The 20671-nt window shown below is 55.0% G+C and carries 20 protein-coding genes; 13 read left to right on the top strand and 7 right to left on the bottom strand.

Translation table 11 applies throughout. The features are described from left to right. The first annotated feature begins 107 nt into the window (after positions 1 to 107). Positions 108 to 1355, top strand: a complete 1248-nt coding sequence (frsA, locus tag ACX8ZY_RS15710; protein WP_010255196.1) for an esterase FrsA — start codon at positions 108 to 110, stop codon at positions 1353 to 1355. Between the two features lie 132 nt (positions 1356 to 1487). Then, positions 1488 to 1889: a sigma factor-binding protein Crl gene (gene crl / locus ACX8ZY_RS15705; RefSeq protein WP_003851176.1), complete on the top strand. Its 402-nt coding sequence runs from the start codon at positions 1488 to 1490 to the stop codon at positions 1887 to 1889. A gap of 103 nt (positions 1890 to 1992) precedes the next feature. Here the strand turns inward: crl and ompC are convergent, their stop codons facing one another. Further along, positions 1993 to 3105 carry a porin OmpC gene (ompC, locus tag ACX8ZY_RS15700; protein ID WP_010255197.1) on the bottom strand — a complete coding sequence of 371 codons (1113 nt, stop codon included), beginning with the start codon at positions 3103 to 3105 and terminating at the stop codon, positions 1993 to 1995. A 238-nt stretch (positions 3106 to 3343) separates the two neighbouring features. On the opposite strand from ompC, the gene proB reads away from it, so the two are divergent. The 10 genes from proB (at position 3344) to ymcF (ending at position 11537) form a co-directional block, all read left to right on the top strand. Next, positions 3344 to 4447, top strand: coding sequence for a glutamate 5-kinase (gene proB, locus ACX8ZY_RS15695; protein ID WP_191917238.1), 1104 nt, complete (start codon positions 3344 to 3346; stop codon positions 4445 to 4447). Positions 4448 to 4457: 10 nt separating this feature from the next. Further along, on the top strand, positions 4458 to 5711 hold the full coding sequence (gene proA / locus ACX8ZY_RS15690) for a glutamate-5-semialdehyde dehydrogenase (protein WP_010255199.1): 1254 nt from the start codon (positions 4458 to 4460) through the stop codon (positions 5709 to 5711). A 360-nt stretch (positions 5712 to 6071) separates the two neighbouring features. Beyond that, a complete protein-coding gene (locus tag ACX8ZY_RS15685; RefSeq protein WP_010255201.1) occupies positions 6072 to 6803 on the top strand; it encodes a S24 family peptidase in 732 nt (243 codons plus the stop codon). 423 nt (positions 6804 to 7226) lie between these two features. After that, entirely contained in the window at positions 7227 to 7505 is a 279-nt protein-coding gene (locus ACX8ZY_RS15680; protein ID WP_071785064.1) for a transcriptional antitermination N peptide, read from the top strand. 204 nt (positions 7506 to 7709) lie between these two features. After that, on the top strand, positions 7710 to 8177 hold the full coding sequence (locus ACX8ZY_RS15675; RefSeq protein ID WP_421665082.1) for a lysozyme family protein: 468 nt from the start codon (positions 7710 to 7712) through the stop codon (positions 8175 to 8177). Further along, the gene (locus ACX8ZY_RS15670) at positions 8174 to 8521 is read left to right on the top strand and encodes a DUF7940 domain-containing protein (RefSeq protein WP_010255205.1); all 348 of its coding nucleotides are present in this window, start codon (positions 8174 to 8176) and stop codon (positions 8519 to 8521) included. The genes ACX8ZY_RS15675 and ACX8ZY_RS15670 overlap by 4 nt, the downstream gene beginning before the upstream one ends. After that, complete coding sequence (locus ACX8ZY_RS15665; protein WP_010255207.1) at positions 8518 to 8811, top strand: hypothetical protein; 294 nt, start codon at positions 8518 to 8520, stop codon at positions 8809 to 8811. Before ACX8ZY_RS15670 ends, ACX8ZY_RS15665 begins: the two co-directional genes overlap by 4 nt. A 203-nt stretch (positions 8812 to 9014) precedes the next feature. Then, positions 9015 to 10769 (top strand): glycosyl hydrolase family 28-related protein, encoded by a 1755-nt coding sequence (locus tag ACX8ZY_RS15660; RefSeq protein WP_010255209.1) that lies wholly within the window; start codon positions 9015 to 9017, stop codon positions 10767 to 10769. A 381-nt stretch (positions 10770 to 11150) separates the two neighbouring features. Then, entirely contained in the window at positions 11151 to 11363 is a 213-nt protein-coding gene (cspE, locus tag ACX8ZY_RS15655) for a transcription antiterminator/RNA stability regulator CspE (RefSeq protein WP_003854408.1), read from the top strand. Between the two features lie 3 nt (positions 11364 to 11366). After that, positions 11367 to 11537 carry a cold shock small protein YmcF gene (ymcF, locus tag ACX8ZY_RS15650; protein ID WP_085978710.1) on the top strand — a complete coding sequence of 57 codons (171 nt, stop codon included), beginning with the start codon at positions 11367 to 11369 and terminating at the stop codon, positions 11535 to 11537. A gap of 288 nt (positions 11538 to 11825) precedes the next feature. On the opposite strand, the gene ACX8ZY_RS15645 is transcribed toward ymcF, so the two are convergent. From ACX8ZY_RS15645 to ACX8ZY_RS15635, 3 genes are all read right to left on the bottom strand, one after another. Further along, positions 11826 to 13403, bottom strand: a complete 1578-nt coding sequence (locus ACX8ZY_RS15645; RefSeq protein ID WP_010255214.1) for a methyl-accepting chemotaxis protein — start codon at positions 13401 to 13403, stop codon at positions 11826 to 11828. A 298-nt stretch (positions 13404 to 13701) separates the two neighbouring features. Further along, positions 13702 to 13851 carry a hypothetical protein gene (locus ACX8ZY_RS15640; RefSeq protein ID WP_186437059.1) on the bottom strand — a complete coding sequence of 50 codons (150 nt, stop codon included), beginning with the start codon at positions 13849 to 13851 and terminating at the stop codon, positions 13702 to 13704. A gap of 80 nt (positions 13852 to 13931) precedes the next feature. Continuing rightward, the gene (locus ACX8ZY_RS15635) at positions 13932 to 14894 is read right to left on the bottom strand and encodes a chemotaxis protein (RefSeq protein WP_010255217.1); all 963 of its coding nucleotides are present in this window, start codon (positions 14892 to 14894) and stop codon (positions 13932 to 13934) included. 167 nt (positions 14895 to 15061) lie between these two features. Between ACX8ZY_RS15635 and ACX8ZY_RS15630 the strand changes: the two genes are divergently transcribed. Beyond that, positions 15062 to 15454 carry a YgiW/YdeI family stress tolerance OB fold protein gene (locus tag ACX8ZY_RS15630; protein WP_010255219.1) on the top strand — a complete coding sequence of 131 codons (393 nt, stop codon included), beginning with the start codon at positions 15062 to 15064 and terminating at the stop codon, positions 15452 to 15454. A gap of 35 nt (positions 15455 to 15489) precedes the next feature. Here ACX8ZY_RS15630 and dbpA read toward each other — a convergent pair whose 3' ends face one another. The 3 genes from dbpA to ACX8ZY_RS15615 all read right to left on the bottom strand — a co-directional run bounded on the left by dbpA (position 15490) and on the right by ACX8ZY_RS15615 (position 20589). Continuing rightward, the gene (dbpA, locus tag ACX8ZY_RS15625) at positions 15490 to 16872 is read right to left on the bottom strand and encodes an ATP-dependent RNA helicase DbpA (protein WP_010255222.1); all 1383 of its coding nucleotides are present in this window, start codon (positions 16870 to 16872) and stop codon (positions 15490 to 15492) included. Between the two features lie 1353 nt (positions 16873 to 18225). Further along, complete coding sequence (locus ACX8ZY_RS15620; protein WP_421665081.1) at positions 18226 to 19638, bottom strand: amidohydrolase family protein; 1413 nt, start codon at positions 19636 to 19638, stop codon at positions 18226 to 18228. A gap of 90 nt (positions 19639 to 19728) precedes the next feature. After that, positions 19729 to 20589 (bottom strand): LysR family transcriptional regulator, encoded by an 861-nt coding sequence (locus tag ACX8ZY_RS15615; RefSeq protein WP_010255227.1) that lies wholly within the window; start codon positions 20587 to 20589, stop codon positions 19729 to 19731. Between the last annotated feature and the right edge of the window lie 82 nt (positions 20590 to 20671).

The following is a 20671-nucleotide window of genomic DNA, read 5'->3' as shown; positions in this document are numbered from 1 at the left end:
ATCAGACAACGCCCGGTTTTCCGGGCGTTGTGCTTTCTGTGCCTCGCACCCCGAATTGCCGTACAGTACACTTAGCCATCGCCGTTTCTGTTGCAGGAGAAGTGAGTATGTCGAGCAAAAATCTCAGCGAGGAGTTGTTCAAACCGCGCTTTAAACATCCTGAAACCTCAACCCTGGTTCGCCGCCACCATCATGCTACTTCGGATGTCCACTCAGCCCTGGATGGTGACAGCCAGCGTGGCTGGTATCGTATGCTGAATAAGCTGATGTGGACATGGCGTGGCCTGACGCCGCAGGAGATCAGCGAAGTGCTGGCTCGGATTGCCATCAGCAATGTTGAACATACTGATGAGACGCTGCTCGACACTGTAATCGGTTTTCGCGGCGGCAACTGGCATTTCGAATGGTGTAAACAGGCGGGTATCTGGCAGCAGAAAGCGCTGGAGGCCACCGACGACAGCGAGGCGGGCGACTACTGGTTACACGCGGCGCATCTCTACAGCGTTGCGGCCTATCCCTATATAAAAGGGGATGAGCTGGCCGACCAGGCGCAGACGCTGGCGAACCGCGCCTATGAAGAGGCGACTCAACGCCTGCCGGGCGAGCTGAAACCGCTGACGTTCGCCATTCAGGGTGGCAGCCCGGTTAACGGCTTTCTGCACATGCCGCCTGACGTTGAAGCGCCTTATCCCACCGTGCTGTTCTGTGGCGCGCTCGACTCATTACAGAGCGATCACTATCGCCTGTTCCATGATTACCTTGCACCGCGCGGCATCGCCATGCTGACCATTGATGTGCCGTCGGTAGGCAACTCGGTGAAATGGACGCTGAGTCAGGACACCAGCTTTCTGCATCAGCAGGTGCTGCGCGATCTGAAAAACGTGCCCTGGATCGACCATACCCGCGTGGCGGCGTTTGGTTATCGCTTTGGCGCTAACGTGGCCGTGCGACTGGCCTATCTGGAATCGCAGCGGCTGCGTGGGGTCGCCTGTCTTGGCCCGATTGTGCATGCGCTGCTGACGCAGACAGCGTTGCAGGATGAGATCCCGGATATGTATATGGATATGCTGGCGAGCCGGCTGGGCATGGCAACCGCTTCTGACAGTGCGCTGCGTACCGAACTCAATCGATATTCGCTGAAAACTCAGGGATTGCTGGGCCGCCGGACGCCGACACCCATGCTGTCGGGCTACTGGCAAAACGATCTTTTCAGCCCGGAAGAGGAGAGCAAGCTGATCGCTAACTCTTCGTCAGATGGCAAAGCGTTGCTGATTCCGGTGAAGCCGATGATGGCCAGTTTCGACAAGGCGCTGAATGAAATTTGCGACTGGCTGGAGAAGCGTTTAAAAAGGTAACTGGCAAAATTTACAGTATTTGCTACAACTAGTAGCGGAATTCTTCCGGGCTGCCGTTAAGCGAAACATGACATCCCCTGGCCGTCCGGAAAATCAAGGCTGTATAGCGGTCAAAATCTATGGAGATTCAGCATGACGTTACCAAGTGGTCATCCCCGCAGTCGCCTGCTTAAGCGCTTTACGGAGCTTGGGCCTTATATTCGCGATGGGAAATGTGGCGAAACCCGGTTCTTTTTCGACTGCCTGGCTGCCTGCGTTAATGTGAAACCGGCACCGGAACTGCGTGAGTTCTGGGGCTGGTGGATGGAGCTGGAAGCGCAGGCTGACCACTTTACCTATGTCTACCATATCGGTCTGTTCGATAAAGAGGGTGACTGGTCGGTGGCAACCATCAAAGGCAAAGAGAATACGGCGCGCGTGGAAGAGACCTTACGGAATTTCCATACCCGTCTGAAAGCGATGCTGAAAGAGTTCGAGCTGGATCTGATTCCGGCCAGCGATTTCGATGAGAAACCGGTGAAGCTGAGCGCCTGATTGGGCGGTTCGCTTATACAACAAGCAAAGGGCGCGTTGAAAAACGTGCCCTTTTTCATGCTCACACATTCTGTAGCTTATGCTGTGCGGCATTAGCCTGAAATCAGAACTGGTAAGTCACACCCATCGCGACCACGTCATCGTTGTTAATCGACAGCGCGTTGTCATCATCCAGCTGGTTGATTTTGTAATCAACGAAGGCGGACATATTTTTGTTGAAGTAGTAGGTCGCGCCCACGTCGATATATTTCACCAGATCCGCATCGCCGATACCGTTTTCGATATCTTTGCCTTTGGTCTGTACATAGCCAATGGAAGGACGCAGGCCGAAATCAAACTGATACTGCGCCACCAGTTCGATGTTCTGCGCTTTGTTGGCTGCGCCCGCGACGGTAGCACCGGTGTTACGGTTGGTGCCGCTGATTGGTGTCATGTTGCGGGTATCGGTATAGATCGCCGCCAGGTAGACGCTGTTGGCATCATACTTCACGCCTGCACCCCAGGAATCCGCACGGTCACCGCCGCCATAGGCGCGTGCCTGCTGCTGGTTGGTACGGTCAGAAGAGGTGATGGCACTCATCAGGCTCACACCGGAATCACCCAGGGCATAGCCCAGTGAGGCACCGTAGCCGTCGCCATTCTGACGGTTGATGTCGGTGCGGGTGTTGGCGCTGGTGGCGTCGTTTTTACCCTGATACTGCAACGCAAACTTCAGCCCATCGACCAGACCAAAGAAGTTGTTGTTACGGTAAGTCGCCACACCGGTAGCGCGCTGAGTCATAAAGTTATCGGAACGGGCTGTACCGTCACCGCCGAATTCCGGGAACACGTCGGTCCAGGCCTCAACGTCATACAGCACACCGTAGTTACGACCGTAATCGACCGAACCATACTGCGAGAATTTCAGACCAGCAAACCCAAGGCGGGTTTTGTTGCCGTTGTTGGCGTCGCTGCCTTCGGAGTTATTGACGTTGTACTGATATTCCCACTGACCATAACCGGTCATCAGGTCGTTAATCTGTGTCTGACCCTTAAAGCCGATACGGGTATAGGACTTGTCTCCATCCTGGCTGGCATTATCGCTGATGTAGTGCTCAGCTTTAACTTTGCCGTATAAGTCCAGTTTGTTGCCATCTTTGTTATAGATTTCGGCAGCCTGCGCGGCAGATGCCAGCGTCAGCGTGGAGAGGATCATGGCCAGTGTGCTTTTCTTCATTTGCTATCAATCCCAATGTGAACGCCGTAAAAAAATGAAAGTTTTTGTAAAGCACGGACTTTTTACCCGTCGGCGATGAACTTTTTATGACACTTTTCATGATTTCTTGTTAACCCTGAACTTTTGGTCTACGTCCTTGTCCGCGTAAATTCGTGCTTTTCCCCTGCTGGCTGTTGGCTTCCTTATCGACTCCTGTTAAAACGTCCTTTCGTAAAAATTTTTCACTACGGCAGGAAATATGAGTGGCAGTCAGACCTTAGTGGTCAAATTGGGTACCAGCGTTCTCACCGGCGGCTCCCGCCGGCTGAATCGGGCGCACATGGTGGAACTGGTTCGTCAGTGTGCGCAGCAGCACGCGGCGGGCCACCGCATTGTGATTGTGACCTCTGGCGCGATGGCCGCCGGACGCGAACATCTGGGTTACCCCGAACTGCCACCCACCATCGCCTCAAAGCAGCTGCTGGCTGCGGTGGGGCAGAGCCGTCTGATTCAGCTGTGGGAACAGCTGTTCTCAATCTACGGTATCCATATTGGTCAGATGTTGCTGACCCGTGCCGACATGGAAGATCGCGAGCGCTTCCTGAATGCCCGCGACACGCTGCGCGCGCTGCTGGATAACCACATTGTGCCGGTGATCAATGAGAACGATGCCGTCGCCACCGCTGAAATCAAAGTGGGCGATAATGACAATCTCTCAGCGCTGGCGGCGATGCTCGGCGGTGCCGACAAGCTGCTGCTGCTGACCGACCAGCAGGGACTGTTCACCGCCGATCCGCGTAACAATCCTGAGGCTGAGCTGATCAGTGATGTCCATGTGATTGATGATGCGTTGCGTGCCCTTGCGGGCGACAGCGTATCGGGTCTTGGCACTGGTGGCATGTCGACCAAGCTTCAGGCGGCGGATGTCGCCTGCCGCGCCGGTATCGATGTGATCATCGCCTCAGGCAGTCGCAGCGGCGTAATCAGCGATGTTATTGACGGCAAGCCGGTCGGTACGCACTTTCATGCGCAGCAATCGCCGCTGGAAAATCGTAAACGCTGGATTTTCGGTGCGCCTCCGGCAGGTGAACTCACCGTCGATGATGGTGCGCTGGCAGCAATTATTGAACGCGGCAGTTCGCTGCTACCGAAAGGGATCCGTGCTATCCAGGGGAATTTCTCGCGTGGAGAAGTGATCCGTATCCGCAGTTTGCAGGGCAGGGATATCGCGCATGGTGTTTCACGCTACAACAGCGACGCGATGCGGATGATTGCCGGTCATCACAGCCAGCAGATCAGCGAAATCCTGGGCTATGAATATGGCCCGGTGGCGGTTCACCGCGACGACATGATCGTCAGTTAAGGAGCGGACAATGCTTGAAGAGATGGGAAAAGCGGCGCGCGCCGCAGCTTACACCGTGGCCGATCTGTCGACTGCAGAGAAAAATCAGGTTCTGATGACCATTGCCGACCGTCTGGAGGCGGAAAGCGCAGACATTCTGGCGGCCAATGAGCTGGATTTAGCCGATGCGCGTCAGAACGGCATGAGCGCCGCGCTGCTGGACCGGCTGACACTCAATCCGCAACGCCTCGGCAGCATCGCCAGCGATGTGCGCCAGGTCTGTCAGCTGGCCGATCCGGTGGGGCAATTAATTGACGGCGGTCAGCTCGACAGCGGGCTGCGCATTGAGCGTCGTCGCGTGCCGCTGGGCGTGGTGGCCGTGATCTACGAGGCGCGTCCCAATGTCACGGTGGACGTCGCCACTCTGTGCCTGAAAACCGGTAACGCCGCCATTCTGCGCGGCGGTAAAGAGACCTGGCGCACCAATGCGGCTACGGTACGAGTGATCCAGAACGCGCTGAAACAGCACGGTCTGCCTGCGGCGATCGTTCAGGCGATCGAAAATCCGGATCGCGAGCTGGTGAATCAGCTACTGAAGCTGGATCGCTACGTCGATATGCTGATCCCGCGTGGCGGAGCCGGGCTGCATAAGCTGTGCCGGGAAAACTCCACTATTCCGGTGATCACCGGCGGCATCGGCGTTTGTCATATCTATATTGATGAGACGATGGAGATCGAACCTGCACTTGATCTGATCGTCAACGCCAAGAAACAGCGTCCCAGCGCCTGTAACTCCCTGGAGACGCTGCTGGTGGATCAGGCGATTGCCGATCGCTTCCTGCCCGCCTTCAGCGCGCGTATGGCACAGGAAGCGATTGCGTTGCATGCTGACAGCAACGTGCTGGCGCAGCTGCAGCACGGCCCGGCATCGGTCACGCAGGTGAATCCGCAGCAGTACAATGATGAGTGGCTGTCGCTGGATCTTAACGTCAAATTAGTGGCGGATATGGATGAGGCGATCGATCACATCCGTACGCACGGCACGCAGCACTCGGATGCCATCCTGACCCGTAATACCCGCAACGCCGCGCGTTTTGTCCGTCAGGTCGACTCCTCAGCGGTCTATGTCAACGCAAGCACCCGCTTCACCGATGGCGGACAGTTTGGCCTGGGTGCCGAAGTGGCGGTCAGTACACAGAAACTGCATGCTCGTGGCCCGATGGGATTAGAGGCGCTGACGACCTATAAATGGATAGCATGGGGCGACGATACGCTCCGGCCATAACTGCCATAATTTTTAACAAAGCGGGAGTCTTTCAGAGACTCCCGTTTTTTTTAGCTCCATTTTCCGGTCCAGTGAAAGATAGAGTTTTCTGCGCATCAGCTTAATTTCCGTTCCGGTCTCGTCACTACTGGCCATTATTCTGGCTGATATTCACGCAATTTTTTACGGAACATTCCTGAAAGCCGGGGCTGTACGCGGCCTGAGGCAATATTTTTTGTCCAGCCGCGGGCTGAAGCGGATAATGATTATCAGGAATGCTTGATAAAGCGGTTAGGTAGTAAACGAGCGGTAATATAAAATGAACTGGTAGCAATAATGAAAATAACATCCAGTATCTCTTCTATGGCTGATTATTAACTAATGGTTAAAAAAGAAAGTACAAGACAAGCTTTCACCGCCAGGCTGATAGCGGCCTGTGAGAGTGCCGGCATTGCCGGACATGGACGAAACAAACAGGTTGCCAGGGCTCTGCAGCAGCAAGGCTGTAAGATTTCAACGCCGGGAGTGTGGAAGTGGTTTAACGCGCAGTCAGTGCCGGATGGCGGCAATTTACTGGCTCTCAGCCAGCTGCTGGGCGTCAGGGTTGAGTGGCTGCAATACGGTATGGAACAACCTGCTGAACCGGTGACGCTAAGTGCGCTCACCGGTCAGAAGAATGTGTTTCGGATTGATAGCCTCGACATTGGTCAGCGAAGTGCTGCAGGCCTGCCCGCGCGTGATGAGTTTGTCGAGACTATCCAGGCGATCGAATATGGTCTGGATGAGGCGCGGGTGCTGTTCAACGGGCGCCCGGCGGAAAACATCCGGTTAATCGCTATCAACAGTGACTCCATGGCTGACACCTTTGCGCCGCGCGATCAGCTGTTTGTGGATATCAGCGTGCGGATGTTCGACGGCGACGGCATCTATATTTTCACCCTCGATGAGCAGCTCTATCTCAAGCGCCTGCAGCTGCAGCATAAGAAAATCGCTGTAATATCAGATAATAAGCGCTATGAAACCTGGTATCTCAATCATGATGACGTCACCAGCCTGAAGGTACTGGCCAAAGTGATCATGAGCCAGGCGCGACATTATCAAATCCTCGGTTAAGGCCACTTCTGCCGGTTTTTTCAGGAAGGCTGAAAAAAAAATAATCGGCATAAATTCATAAATTTAACCAGCGGTAAATAAAAAATTAACCAACAGTGTTTGATAAAGCATAAGAACCTGTTAATAATTTGGATATGGATGAACGAAGCAGTTCTTTCAGGGACGAGCCGCTCTTAAACAATTGAGGCGCTGCACAAGCGCGAATCATACCACCACAAAGTTAGTGAACTTTGGGATGGGGTGGATGCGCAAAATGCAGCGTCGTCAGATGCCGTTTATTTCCCCTCGCTTACTTTCCACCTGACTGCTGATGCAGCCGGGCGGCAAGCGTGCGACCGTGATACGCGACATTCGGGCCCGTTCGGTTCGCCGAAAGCTCGCGCCTGCCACCCCATCGCCAAAGACTCATTCACAGGAGGAGTTATGGCGATAATTCACTATGGCAAAAGCGTTTTTATAGGCAACGCACGTACTCGTCGCCACCGGCGGCGCCAACCTCTCAGCAGCCTGACACAGAGCATCGACGAGGCCCTGAACTTCCCAACTGAAACACCCACCCTGAGACGTGCAGAGCAAATCTGCCAGCGTCAGGTCGCCCCGCGCGTTGACCGCGCAATTACTGCACCCCGCGTCACCAGTCAGGAAACACCCAGTTTCGACAATTGCTGTCTTCCGCACGTTCATCTCTACGCCGTGAGCTGAAACGCGCAGAAAACGCATTTTTCCGTTCCGGCTAACTCTTCGCTTTCTCCAGTTCTCACTGGGCGCAATTTGCTGAATTACTGTTCAGTTTTGCTGCAGGGTCAGTAAGGCCTTCTGCTGCGCCGTGCTGAGCAATGATCAGCGAGCGTTATGTATTTCTTTTCACAAGGCTGAGTTGCTTTAACCCGTCATTGAGGAGTCGTTATGAGCCAGATAATCGCAGTACTGAATTTTGAAGAGGGGTATGTCGACACGCCTTATCTCGACACGCTGGGCTTTCCCACGGTGGCCGGCGGCATTCGCATTGGACCCAAGGGGGCGTCTCTGAGTAATTATGCTTTCCGCGTGCCACGGCGCGTCGGTGATGTCTGGAAGCAGTGCATTCTTGAAAACAAAATTCAGGAGATGCAGGGCAGGGAGCTGCTGCGTAATGCGCTGGCGAAGTGCAACGACGCCCGCACCGACGTGCTGCTGAGCATGGCTTATCAGCTGGGCGTCGAGGGCGTCCTGCAGTTCAAAAACATGCTCAGCGCGATCGTGGCTGAACAGTTTAATGATGCGGCTGACGCGATGATGAACAGCCTCTGGGCCCGTCAGACGCCGGGCCGCGCCAGACGTCACGCGGAGATGATGCGCAGCGGAACCTATGTGGTTTACAGGGGGTTGCTATGAGATGGCTCATGTTTCTCACCGCCGTGCTGACGGCAATCATCATTCTGCTGCTGCTGCAGCGCTTTACCACCCTCCAGTTTGTCTCTCATGCCCGTCTGCTTTTCAAAACCTGGTCTGTCTGGCTTGCGTCGCTGGGTTCCATGCTCAGCGCCTGGGCGCAGTCGTTTCCTTCGGCCGCCGTTGATGCCTGGAGCGCACTGCCCGAAGACGTTAAAGCGATTCTGCCGCACAACTACCTCGGGCTGGTGGGCGCCTTCATGGTGGCGATGGGGGTGATTGCACAATTTGTTCGTCAGAAAAACCTGCTCAATGCGAAGGAGCAGTCTGAAGGAGCGAAGCCATGACTCTGATTACCACCTTACTGGGCGGCAGCTGGCACTGGATCGCCGCGCTGGCTGCGGTCATCGCGGCGCTGGGCGCCAGTTATTTCGGCGGCAAGAAAATCGGCAAAGTGCAGCAAAAAGCGCGTTCTGACGTCGATAACGCGCAACAGGAGGCGTCCCGCGTCACCGCGGTAGCGCAACAGCAACAACATAACCGCGAGGAGGCTAACCGTGTGGCGACTGACAACCATAGCCTTGATGACGCTGCTGCTCGCGACAAGCTGCAGCAGTCGAAATACCACAAACCCTGAGCCGGTGGCGATCACCGACTCTGCCTGCGTACTTTTTTCCCCTCTTTATACCTACGGCGATGACGCGCAAAAAATGGACGTTCGTACGGTGCGCGCCATCAACACCCACAACGACATGTGGGACTCCCTTTGCGGCCATCCGGCTGCGGCTAAGTAGTGCGCTGATTTCAGCGCGATATCTCTATGATCCTGAGGAGGATTCTATGATCGAAGTTAACTCTTTTGCTGAACTGCGTACCACTGTTCCACCAAAATCAGGTGAAGTCGCGAGCCTTAAACGCTATTACGATAAGGACTCCAGCTTCCGTGGCGGCGCAGACTTTGTCGGTTTTCTCAGCACCACTCCGCTGAAAGATGATGGCGGTACGGTGGCGGTGGGTAACGGTTTCTACTGGAAGCGCACCATCAACGATCCCGCCGAAGTGAACATTCTGCACTTTGGCGCGAAAGGGGATGGCGTGACCGATGACACTGAAGCCTTTAAGCGGATGCTGGCATGGACACAATCCTACAACGCCTACGCGAAAGCGATTCCGGTGCGTTTTCCGGGGGGCCGCTTCCTGATTTCACCCATCGATATCAGCGATACGGAGTTGTCGTTTTTTGGTCTGGCAGGCGATGATATCGAGCTCGGCTCGGCACCGCGTACCACCATTGTTTCTGATAAAAGCGCGAAAACCGTGTTTAAGGTTAATGCGCGTCGAATCGTCATTAAAGGCATCTGCTGGCATGGACAGGCTAACGCCGGGACTGTCGACACCACGGCCAAAGTCACCGTCACGCCTGAACAGTGCAGTAACACGCAGCCGTTCTTTGAAAATACCATTGTCGGAGGCCAGATCGTCAATATCTTCTGCTTCAAGGCGCAAAGTACCGGGGGAACCGTCTTTAAGCTGCAGGATACGCTCGACAGTAAGTTCGATCAGATTTACAGCTCCAATACCTTTTCACGGGTATTTGATGTCGGCTGGTCAAACACGCCGAAGGGGAACTGGGACCACTCAACCGCCATTGAGCTGTGTAATGCCAACTTCCAGTCGGGCTATGGCGACGCCACGCTCTATATGCCGCGCGTCACTCAGGGGCTCATGCGTAACGTCTGGATTGAGCACACGACTAACCCGGGGGATCTGTCGGATGGCGGCTGGAACATCGAAACGCTCAACATTGAAGATTGCGCCACGCCGCTCAATCTCAATAATGCCCGCGTGGTGATGCGTCATATCAACCTGCAGGCGGGGGCGAAAATCACCAATGATCTGGCCGGAAGTAAGTGGTTATCGACCTTCGAATATGGCTATCGTCGGGATGAGAACTACGGCACGTTCATGACCGGTTCGCTGCGTGCCGGCTACTACAGCGGCTATAAAGTGGTGAACAACACTGATACCGACAACTGGTATCGGCTGGGGCAGCTCTATTTCCCGGCGCCTAACCAGCAATGGGTAATGGAGCTGATCGGGAAAGCGGATGCGACCACGCCCTCCGGCACCGCCGGTTCGCCGGTTAATGTGGTGGGCACCGGTAAAACCCTGATCAACCTCCAGCGACTGGAGACGGTCTGGGCCGATGCTTACCATATGGGTCAGCCTTCCGTACTGGACATTCGTTATGGCCGGGTAGGGACCACCTATGCCGTAATCTGGGTCAAGCTGAGAGCGAACAGCGGCGAGACCATGTTCAACCTGAAGACGACCGGTCCGACCCGCTTCGATACCGGTTCCTGCTCGCTGTTCCAGGCTGATATGTCGGTGGTTACGGACATCACCAAAATCAGCAACCTGAAACCCGCTGCACGTTTTGGCATGCACAACGGGCTGGCGGGCATCGGGGCCAACGAAAAAGGGGTGGTTACGCTGGCTACTGCTGCGGGTACGCCGACCAATAAGACCGCTCCGACCGGTTTTGTGCTGATCAATATCAACGGCGTTGACCGTAAGGTTCCTTACTACGATTGATGATCGGCATGTTTTGGGCGAGGCTCCGGCCTCGCCCTTTTTTGATCTGACATTATCTCCGCTTCTTTTTACGTCGCCAGAAAAGTCACCGCTGCACTGTGAAGCCAGACAGTCTCCCTGACACAGCCTTTCGCCTTCATCCTCGTCAGCGGGCTGATTGCGATTAATTTGAATTACGGCTTGCGTCACTTTAAGAAGTGTGGCCTAATGAATCGTCGGTTTGATTAACAGACACTATCAAAGTAAGTAACCAAAGCAGTTCTCATCTCTAAGTTTGTCGCGAGACATCCCTTCTTTTTGAGTCTTCTCTTACGTTCTGATTAAAATCTGTTCTCAGGCCATTATGTATGCCGGAAGGCTCGATATATTAAGGATTTAAGCATGTCTAACAAAATTCGCGGTACCGTTAAATGGTTTAACGCAGAGAAAGGCTTCGGTTTCATTTCTCCTGCAGACGGCAGCAAAGATGTATTCGTACATTTCTCTGCAATCCAGGGCACCGATTTCCGTTCATTAGATGAAGGTCAGCAAGTTGAATTCACAGTAGAAAATGGCGCCAAAGGCCCAGCTGCTGCGAACGTTGTTGGTCTCTAAGGACTGAAAATTACTTTTAAATGTCCTCACTGTAGTGGCTCACAGTTTCGTACATCACATTTTGATGTTACAAGAGCCAACCCGCATGGAGCGAAATGCATTTTCTGCAAATCTGTCGTGGTTCAGGTGAACCTGGCAAGGATTGCAATTCAGAGTCAGCTTCGCGCTCTCTGATTAAGGCTAGTGAGCTTTATAGCGTTGTTGCATTTACAGTAATAAAAGGCTGCCTCTGGCAGCCTTTTTTGTTTCTGCGTTTCCTCCTTCTCAAACCTCACGCTTTATTCTTGTAACCTGCCTGTTTACTTTCACTTTCCCTGTATATTTGCAATTCCCTTGTATAACGCTTACCACTTACCACTTACCACTAACCGCTAACCGCTTCCCGCTCTGTTGCCTGTAACCTATCCGCCCTTATCGTCACCATTCTTAAACTGGCCCGCCGAAGCAGGCCGTTGAGAGGGATTAACGCAGTACGGGTTGCAGTGAGAGCTTGCCGGTATTAAATACGCTCATCGCCTGCGCCATACGCTCTGCCTGATCCTGCAGCGCTTGTGAGGCGGCTGACGCTTCCTGTACCAGCGCGGCGTTCTGCTGCGTCACCGCTTCCATCTGGGTAATCGCCTGATTGATTTCATTGATGCCGCTGCTCTGCTCGCTGCTGGCAATGGTGATTTCGCTCATGATGTTTGCCACGCTCTGCACGCTGTTCACCACTTCGCCGATAGTTGAACCGGCGTGTGTCACCAGCTTGCTGCCTTCATCGACTTTAGCGACGGAATCTTCAATCAGTACCTTAATCTCTTTGGCCGCTGAGGCTGAGCGCTGCGCCAGATTACGCACCTCACTCGCCACCACCGCAAAGCCACGACCCTGTTCACCCGCGCGTGCCGCTTCAACGGCGGCGTTCAGGGAGAGAATATTGGTCTGGAAGGCGATGGAGTCGATAACGCTGATGATATCGACAATTTTTCGTGAGGAGAGGGCGATCGCTTCCATCTTCTCAATGACCTGCTCCATTACCACGCCACCTTCACGCGCCACGCTGGAAGTGGTTGAAACCAGGTGATTGGCTTCACGCGCGTTGTCGGCATTGTGTTTCACGGTCGACGTCATCTGCTCCATGGCAGAGGCGGTCTCTTCCAGCGAACTGGCCTGCTGTTCGGTTCGGGTCGAAAGATCAAGGTTCCCGCTGGAGATCTGATTAGAGGCCACCGCAATAGTGTCGGAGCCGGTACGCACTTCGGTCACAATCGACAGCAGATTATCGTTCATTCGTTGCAGCGCCTGCATCAGGACGCCGGTTTCATCGCGTGAGGTCACCTGCATCTGTGAACTCAGATCGCCTGCGGCAACGCGTTCAGCAACGTCAACCGCTGCAACCAGCGGACGCACAATAGAACGGGTCAGGAAGTAGCCCAGCAGAATAGACGCCAGAATCGCCAGCGCGGAGAAAATTAGCGTAATGGAGATAGCCGACTGACCATTTTCCACAATACCCTGACCTTCACTGCGCAGCTGTGCGTCCTGAGAGTTGGCAAAATCCACGGCATCCTGAAGGAATTTGTTCTGGGTGGCGGTCATCGATTTCAGGACATAGGTGCTGGCAGCCTCAAAATCGCCCGCTTTCACCAGGGTGATCAGCTCTGCTTTAACTTTCTCAAAAGCCTGGGAAGAGGCCAGCAGACCGGCGATCTTTTTCTTGCCGACCGGCGTGACCTGAATATCTTCGATCCTTTTCATTGCGCTGTTGGTGCGTTGCGTGGCTTCATCCAGCTGACCATAACGCTTCACATTCATTTCCGGACGTGTCGTATCGATCACCATGCCGCGCAGGTATTTGATCTGATCGTTGACGCCATCGCGCACATCAAATGCCAGTCGTACTTTCACATAACGATCGTCAACGATCGAGGCGATCGCCGTATTAATGCTGTTAATCCTGGTTATGGATGTCACGCCAATCACTATCAGTAACGTCACAATAATACCGAAGGCTGCTGCGAGCCGCATTCCCACCTTCATATTCTTGATACTGAACATGTTCTCTTCCCCGTTTTATTATTAATCAATTTGTTAGCAAAACTCAGGTTTCCTGCTGTTGTGCGCAGTGCCTTGCTGATGTCTGTGGTCACAGCCTCAGGCAAAAAGGTGATCTCGCGCATACTGTTATCGGAGCACGAAGTTGTACCTTTAATAATTTTTAAGTAATAACGCCGGGTGAATAAATAGTCAGTAAAAATCATCAGAAAAGGTTAAGTAATAACCAGAGGAAATTCAGACAAAAAAAGGGCTGTCAGCAGTGATGCTGACAGCCCGATCCAGACAAGGATGAATGGATTCAGAAAACTAAGAAGTAGAGGCCTGTCCAGAACGCGACGCTTAACGTGACGGCGCTAATCCAGGCCAGCTGGCGTAAACGGCCACGCAGCACCTTTTGACGGGAAGGCGTAACAGGTGCAGGCGTAACGGGTAAAGTTTCAATGTGCATAGTCGGTTCCTGATCAGGTCAGCCATTCTGCTGGCTAAAAAGTAAAAGCGTGCCGGGCATTCTTAGCGGCCCGCATTCGCTTAGCGGGCAGTGTCGAGAACGTTGAAAATCACGTCTGACAGCTCATTCAACTCAAACTTTGCCACATAGCCATCGGCACCCACTTTGCGCACGTGATCTTCGTTGGCGCTGCCAGAGAGTGAGGAGTGAATGACGACCGGCAGAGCCTTGAGGATCGGGTCACGTTTGATGTTGCGGGTCAGCGTAAAACCATCCATCTCTGGCATTTCCAGATCGGTCAGCACCAGGGCGATTTTGTCGTGAATCGATTCGCCTGCAGCCTGCGCTTCCTGGCTCATCAATTTAATTTTTTCCCAGGCATCCAGACCGGTGTTAAACATCAGCGCCGGAATGCCCATACTCTTCAGACCCTGCTCCAGCAGCTGACGCGCGACTTTGGAATCTTCTGCCACAATCGCCACCGCACCTGGGCGGTAGTTGAAGGCACGCGGTCTGGCCGCTTCCGGTTCGACGCCGCGCACCGATGGGATGATGTCATACAGGATTTGCTCAACGTCCAGCACCATCGCCAGCTCGTTGCTCTGCTTGTCACTGTCCAGGCAGGCGATGCTGGTAATGTTGCGGCCGCCGATACCGGCTTCGGCGGTATGCACCTGGCTCCAGTCGAGACGCACAATGTTCTCGACTGACTCTACGGCAAACGCCTGGGTGTTACGGGCATACTCGGTAACCAGCAGCAGGTTAAGACCGGTTTCCGGCACACAACCCGCCACGGCAGGCAGGTCGATGACCGGAATGAACTGGCCACGAATACTTGCCATACCCAGCAGCGGCGAACGCATGCCTGCGGCTTTGGTGATAGTTGGCATCGGCACAATTTCACGCAGCTTGAAGACGTTAATGCCAAACAGTTCAGACTTGCCTTTCAGCTGATCGGAACCTAAGCGAAACAGCAGCAGCTCAAACTTGTTCGATAACGCGAGGTTCGCTCTCTCATCGATCTCTTTCTGAAAATTATCCATGGTTGCCTCTGCATTAACGCAGCTGGTGAAATAGGGTGTGAACAGGTTATCGGCAGCAAACGGAAAAAGGTGAGAAGAGAAGGGTGAAATAAAACGGACGCCAATTAATGTGCCAGGATTAACCCTGAAGGTTCAACATGGACACCTTTCCAATAAAGGAGTGTGAAATGAAAAAAGTGATTTTGGCGTCGTTGCTGGTGATGATGAGTGCGGGTGTTTCGGCCGAAGAGGGCGGATACAAAGCGGGCGATACGCCACCACCGCAACACAAGCAGGATGCCGGCTATAAAGGTTCAGAAGATACCGGTCAGACGCATATTGATCAGATCCGCGATTTCCGTCAGGGCGGATATGTGACGCTGGAAGGTTACATCGTGAAGAAAGAGCAGGGCGAACGGTATCAGTTCCGTGACAACACCGGCACCTTACCGATTATCGCGCCGAAGAAGACCTTTGATGGTAAAACCTACACCGCAGAAGACAAAGTACGCGTCAGTGGCAAGGTACAGGGCAAAGGGGATAAAACCACGCTGCATGTGACCCAAATCGAAGAGCCGTAACAAACCGGGCGAGATAATCTTCTCGCCCGTTTTATTTAATCCTTCAGCAGAATCGCCCGGCAGGTTTTGCCTTTGATTTTGCCCTGCTTGAGTTTCACCAGCGCATTTTTGGCCTGATTCGCCTCAATCGCCACGTAGGCGTGGGTCGGCGTCAGGACAATTTTGCCGATCTGCTCGGCACGATAACCCGCTTCACCCGTCAGCGCGCCCAGAATATCTCCCGGACGTATCTTGGCTTTACGGCCACCATCAATGCACAAAGTCATCATAGCTGCAGGCAGCGGCTTGCTGCTGCCCTTTTTCAGCGTGCTGGCAGAGACCCACGGCAGCTTCTGCTGCAGGAAATCTTCCAGCGCATGCGCGCGAGCCATCTCATCGGCAGCAACCAGGCTGACCGCAACGCCATGTTCGCCCGCACGCGCCGTACGACCAATGCGGTGCAGGTGGATTTCAGGATCCCAGGCGAGCTGATAGTTAACCACCATCGCCAGCGATTTGATGTCGAGTCCGCGTGCAGCGACGTCGGTGGCGACCAGCACGCGACCACTGCCGTTAGCGAAGCGGATCAACACGCGTTCGCGATCGCGCTGCTCCAGATCGCCATGCAAAGGCAGGGCGCTGATATCACGCGCGTTAAGTGCCGCGGCGACATCATCACATTCACGTTTGGTGTTGCAGAAGACCACACAGGATGAGGGCTGACGATCGCTGAGCAGGGCTATCAGCAGACCCAGTTTTTCATTGTGGCTGGCTTCGAAAAACTGCTGATCGATTGAAGGCAGTTCGCTGACATCTTCTGTCACCACGCTCAGCGCATCACGCTGAAAGCGGGTGCTGATAGCCGTAATGCCGTCTGGCCAGGTGGCGGAAAAGAGCAGCGTCTGGCGCGAAGCGGGCGTCGCTTCAATGATCGTTTCCATATCATTCAGGAAACCCATCTCCAGCATCCGATCGGCTTCATCCAGGACCAGCGTGCTGAGCTGGTCCAGCTTGAGGTTTTCGCGGTTAATGTGGTCGAGGATACGACCCGGCGTGCCGACCACGATATGGGGCGGATGCACCAGCGAATCACGCTGTGCGCTCATCGGCTGTCCGCCACACAGAGTGAGAACTTTGATGTTGCGGGTGAAGCGCGCCAGCTGGCGCAGCACATTGCCTACCTGATCCGCCAGTTCACGGGTCGGACAGAGAATCAGTGCCTGGGTCTGAAAGCGGGCGCTGTCGATATGGTGCAGTAAACCAATACCAAAGGCAGCCGTTTTACCGCTGCCGGTTTTCGCCTGCGCGCGCACGTCGCGTCCCTGCAGAATGGCGGGCAGCGTGGCGGCCTGCACGGGCGTCATGCTGGTGTAGCCCATCTCGCGCAGGTTTTCGAGCTGGCTGTCGGGAAGCGAATTGAGGGTAGAAAAAGCGGTCACGGGCGCGGCCTCTGAGGCTGAAAGTGTAGGGCATTATTGCGGGGCAAGTCTGGCAGAAAGCACGCCTGACAGCAACGGGAACCTCGATGGTTAGCAGTATGAAACTATATCTGTCAGAGGGCTTAGGAATAGACTGAAGTTTACGGGAAAAAGGTGGTTTATTTTTATAGATTAACCCCGACTCAATGTGATTGTTCCAGGATGAGGATCTTTTGAGACCAGCGATTATTTGATAAGTAGCCGTTTTTAAATATTTATTTCATTGTTAATCAGATAAATCCTTAACTACTACTCCAGTAATAGAATTAATCATTAAAAAATATCACCACTGGTGCCGATAAAAATCCTGAGCTAATTGCTTTATATTTAGCGCGCCATATTCCTGGTACAACGACCGGTAGAGGGTATTTGCATTGAGTAATCGCATCCAGGGACCACATGAAAATGTGCTTAAAATAGTAGGCCGCGCCGTACTGACACTGCATGTTCATGGAGAGAGCTTATCGGCTGATAAGATCGCTTCGATGATTGCGTGTTATGCGGAAGATGAGCCCTGTGATCAGGAAGATCGTCGCTTATACGCGCTGGCAATGGAACTAATGTCGAATGATAAATGGGCCAAAAGCGCGTAACCCGCACTCCGCTCAGGTAAATGCAGAGCCTCCCTTGTGGAGGCTCTGTTGTTTTTGGGGGAGTGGGTTTGCGTTGTGGGGCAGGTACTGGCTCCCGGCGCTTTAGGTAAGGTGGTCGTCTGTAACCGGGCCGGAGCCGGCTCGATCTCTCCGCATTTGCTGAGAAGGCTCAGCGCGGGCGATTACGCACCTCATCCCTGAGGTGCGCCCGTAGCCGGGCCAACGCGTTGCGTTGTTCAAAAACGCTCCCGGCGTTTTTAGTACGCACCTCATCCCTGAGGTGCGCTCGTAGCCGTGCCAACGCGTTGCGTTGTTCAAAAACGCTCCCGGCGTTTTTGTCCGTGGCCCGTGATGCTTTGCTACAGGCATATGCTCCCTTCGCTTCACGTCCGGCAGATGCTTCCCGTTTCAGGACCGTCGCTGCTGGTAAACCACGGGTACTGAGAATCTATCAGCAATAAACAAGCTTAAAGCGCAGGGAAGCCGGTCAGAAGAGGAAAGCGTCCCGCGCCAGGGACGGCGCGGGCCGAGCGGCCATGGATGGCTTAAGCGCCTTTCCGATCTGACCGGTTTCCCTGAGCCGGCTCGATCTCTCCGCATTTGCTGAGAAGGCTCAGCATGGTCGATTACACACCTCATCCCTGAGGTGCGCCCGTAGCCGGGCCAACGCGTTGCGTTGTTCAAAAACGCTCCCGGCGTTTTTGTCCGCAGCCCTGCTGTTTCAGGCCGGGGCCAGCGCAAACACTGGTTTACCGCGTGAGAAGGTCGCGACGACTGGCGAAATTCGTGCCACGGCTTCGGCGGAACAGCTCGCCGCCACCAGCATCATGCTCGCTTCATCGCCCGGTACTGGCCACTGGCGTTCACCCTGGGCTGTCAGCGGCAGCCGATCGTCAGTGGCGATCGCCAGCGCCCGCGACAGCGAGAACTCATCCGATCCCCGATAGAGCTGCGCATAGAGATTCGCTTTTTCCAGCATGCTGCCGGTGCCAAACGGTGACCAGTGATCGATAACGCTGTCGGTGCCGGTCATCACCTTCACGCCCGCTGCCTGTAATTGCGGAATCGGCATGGTCAGCTTGCCGATCGGCAGCGTAGAGGCGACGCTGAACTGCTGCTCCGCCAGCTCTGCGATCATCTTATCCAGCGTACTGCCGGACAGGGTCGCCAGCGCAAAACCGTGGCTCAGCGTCACTTTGCCCTTCAGCGCCGGATTCTTTGCCACGGTGTCAATCATGTACTGAATCGCCGCCACGCCAGCAGGTGAGGTTTCATGCAGATGTATATCCACGCCGCGCTGATAGTCGAGCGCAATCTGGAACATCGCATCCAGTGACTTCTCCATGGCACCATCGACATTGGTGGGGTCCAGGCCGCCGACATACTCAACGCCGTGCTGCATCGCCTCGCGCATCAGCCCATCAACCTGCGAGTGCAGCAGGCCATGTTGGGGAAAGGCCACAATCTCGCAGGGAAAGGCGGGGTGACGGGCTAATGCCGCCTGCAGATGCTCCAGACTTTGCAGGCCGCTGACCGGATCGATATTGCAATGGCTGCGGGCGCGGGTGGTGCCTTTGGCGTGCAGCAGAGCGATCAACCCTTCGGCGCGCGCCTGAGAGTGCGGCAGCAGTTGCGGAATCAGCACCTGTTCACGCGCAATCATGTCCATGATAGTTTTGCCCTGACGGGGACGCGGAGCCTGCCACGGGCCGCCGTAGAAGGTTTTATCAAGGTGGATATGCATATCCTGGGTGGCGGGCAGCAGCAGGGCATCCTGTGCATCCCACGACGGCAGGGTGCTGTCACCCTGACCGGCGGGTGTCAGCTGGTCAATTTTACCGTCGCGCACGCTGATGTCGTAACGCCCGGTGCGGGTCGCAACGATCTCATCATCCTCACGGATAAAGCCCTCCTCCAGCCGCACATTGCGCAGCAGATAGTGATCCTGCCGGGGCAGGGCGGCGGGCTGGTCGGGATTGATGGAGGACAAAGGTGATGGCGTGGCGGCACTGGCCTGGCCGAGACCGGCGGCCAGCAAGCCGCCTGCGGCGGTCCAGCGGACGCTCTGCCCAAGGAAATCACGGCGGCTCTGCCCAAGGAAATCACGGCGGCTCGGCGAAGAGGAAATAGGCATCAGAGGCTCCTGCAAAGTGAACAAGGTCTTAATCTGACAAACGACGCTCCACCCTGCTGCGTTATTTTCCACTGACGACTATTCGATATCTCACTGCCAGCGCAGCTGGCTGAAGGTTGCCAGGGATTCCGCCAGCTCGCGCTGCAGCGGATCCTGCGGATGACGACAGAACAGCGCCAGTTCGAAGGTATCAATCACCGGCAGACCCTGTTCCGGGCCCAGTACCCGATGTTGCGGCAGGCGGCAGCTGGCGGGCAGTAATGTCAGCCCCAGACCCTGCGCACTGGCGGCGGCCAGCGCGACCAGGCTGGCGCTGCTGTAACTAATGCGCCAGCTACGGCCCAGTGCGTCGAGCGTCTGACACACCTCATCGCGATAGAGCCCCTGCTGGGGAAACAGCACCAGCGGTACCGGCGTCTGCTCAAAGCAGGGCCACTCTGCGCTATCGAGCCACAGCAGGGGTTCAGGACGCGACGCCAGCGGACGCTCGCCAGCGGGCTGTTTAATCAGCATGATGTCGAGCTCTTCACGCTGCCAGGCGCGACGCAGCTCCACCTGCATGCCGCTCATCACGTCCAGCCGAAGTTGCGGATGGTCGCGACTGAAGTGCGCCAGCAAACCGGCCGTGGGCGCGGCGAAATCTTCCGGCACGCCAAGACGCAGCACACCGTCGCGCCACTGGTCACTCAGCACATCGTGCGCTTCCCCATTCAGGGCGATGATCCGCCGGGCGTAGCCTAAAAGCTTCTCGCCCTCTTCGGTGATCTGCACCTGATGCGAGGAGCGGTTCAGCAGCTCTTTGCCGACCATTTCCTCCAGCCGTCGCACCTGCTGGCTGACGGTGGACTGCGACAGGTGCACCCGGTCAGCGGCGCGGGTAAAGCTGGCGGTTTCGCACACCGCGACAAAGCTGAGCAGCTGCTGCGGAGTAAACATCGGCTGACGATTCATATTTCCACTACCTGGCAGAGTAATATTTCATTTCCAGATAGTAGCGACTGCTGCCAGGCTGGCAACTTTTAACTGTGTGGAT

This window comes from Pantoea sp. XAF26B01_ASV70 (assembly GCF_054512635.1).
This window is presented reverse-complemented; position numbering and strand designations above follow the sequence as displayed.

Excerpts from the sequence above, each read along its gene's own strand:
- frsA (WP_010255196.1), top strand. The coding sequence starts at position 108 with ATGTCGAGCAAAAATCTCAGCGAGGAGTTGTTCAAACCGCGCTTTAAA.
- crl (WP_003851176.1), top strand. The coding sequence starts at position 1,488 with ATGACGTTACCAAGTGGTCATCCCCGCAGTCGCCTGCTTAAGCGCTTT.
- ompC (WP_010255197.1), bottom strand. The coding sequence starts at position 3,105 with ATGAAGAAAAGCACACTGGCCATGATCCTCTCCACGCTGACGCTGGCA.
- proB (WP_191917238.1), top strand. The coding sequence starts at position 3,344 with ATGAGTGGCAGTCAGACCTTAGTGGTCAAATTGGGTACCAGCGTTCTC.
- proA (WP_010255199.1), top strand. The coding sequence starts at position 4,458 with ATGCTTGAAGAGATGGGAAAAGCGGCGCGCGCCGCAGCTTACACCGTG.
- ACX8ZY_RS15685 (WP_010255201.1), top strand. The coding sequence starts at position 6,072 with ATGGTTAAAAAAGAAAGTACAAGACAAGCTTTCACCGCCAGGCTGATA.
- ACX8ZY_RS15680 (WP_071785064.1), top strand. The coding sequence starts at position 7,227 with ATGGCGATAATTCACTATGGCAAAAGCGTTTTTATAGGCAACGCACGT.
- ACX8ZY_RS15675 (WP_421665082.1), top strand. The coding sequence starts at position 7,710 with ATGAGCCAGATAATCGCAGTACTGAATTTTGAAGAGGGGTATGTCGAC.
- ACX8ZY_RS15670 (WP_010255205.1), top strand. The coding sequence starts at position 8,174 with ATGAGATGGCTCATGTTTCTCACCGCCGTGCTGACGGCAATCATCATT.
- ACX8ZY_RS15665 (WP_010255207.1), top strand. The coding sequence starts at position 8,518 with ATGACTCTGATTACCACCTTACTGGGCGGCAGCTGGCACTGGATCGCC.
- ACX8ZY_RS15660 (WP_010255209.1), top strand. The coding sequence starts at position 9,015 with ATGATCGAAGTTAACTCTTTTGCTGAACTGCGTACCACTGTTCCACCA.
- cspE (WP_003854408.1), top strand. The coding sequence starts at position 11,151 with ATGTCTAACAAAATTCGCGGTACCGTTAAATGGTTTAACGCAGAGAAA.
- ACX8ZY_RS15645 (WP_010255214.1), bottom strand. The coding sequence starts at position 13,403 with ATGTTCAGTATCAAGAATATGAAGGTGGGAATGCGGCTCGCAGCAGCC.
- ACX8ZY_RS15640 (WP_186437059.1), bottom strand. The coding sequence starts at position 13,851 with ATGCACATTGAAACTTTACCCGTTACGCCTGCACCTGTTACGCCTTCC.
- ACX8ZY_RS15635 (WP_010255217.1), bottom strand. The coding sequence starts at position 14,894 with ATGGATAATTTTCAGAAAGAGATCGATGAGAGAGCGAACCTCGCGTTA.
- ACX8ZY_RS15630 (WP_010255219.1), top strand. The coding sequence starts at position 15,062 with ATGAAAAAAGTGATTTTGGCGTCGTTGCTGGTGATGATGAGTGCGGGT.
- ACX8ZY_RS15620 (WP_421665081.1), bottom strand. The coding sequence starts at position 19,638 with ATGCCTATTTCCTCTTCGCCGAGCCGCCGTGATTTCCTTGGGCAGAGC.
- ACX8ZY_RS15615 (WP_010255227.1), bottom strand. The coding sequence starts at position 20,589 with ATGAATCGTCAGCCGATGTTTACTCCGCAGCAGCTGCTCAGCTTTGTC.